Here is a 424-nt window from a genome sequence, read left to right as displayed (position 1 = left end):
GGTTCAGCACAAGCATTCGATCAAATCGATAACGCACCAGAAGAGCGTGAGCGTGGTATCACAATCGCGACTTCACACGTTGAGTATGACACTCCTTCACGTCACTACGCACACGTAGACTGTCCAGGACACGCTGACTATGTTAAAAACATGATCACCGGTGCTGCACAGATGGACGGCGCAATCCTAGTAGTAGCGGCGACTGATGGTCCAATGCCACAGACACGTGAGCACATCCTATTAGGTCGTCAGGTAGGTGTACCTTACATCATCGTATTCATGAACAAGTGTGACATGGTTGACGATGAAGAGCTTCTAGAGCTAGTAGAAATGGAAGTACGTGAATTGTTGTCTGAGTATGAATTCCCAGGTGACGACTTACCAGTAATCCAAGGTTCAGCTCTTAAAGCGCTAGAAGGCGACG

The 424-nt window shown here is 48.1% G+C and carries 1 protein-coding gene; it reads left to right on the top strand.

All coding sequences use genetic code 11. The features are described 5' to 3' along the window. A partial coding sequence (locus CSH92_RS17000) for a GTP-binding protein (protein ID WP_240612856.1) occupies window positions 1–424 on the top strand: 424 nt, incomplete at both ends.

The organism is Neoalteromonas flava, assembly GCF_002807685.1.
GTDB classification, from domain to species: domain Bacteria; phylum Pseudomonadota; class Gammaproteobacteria; order Enterobacterales; family Alteromonadaceae; genus Alteromonas_E; species Alteromonas_E flava.
Note: the sequence above shows the minus strand (reverse complement) of the source record. Positions and strands in the feature narration are given on the sequence as shown.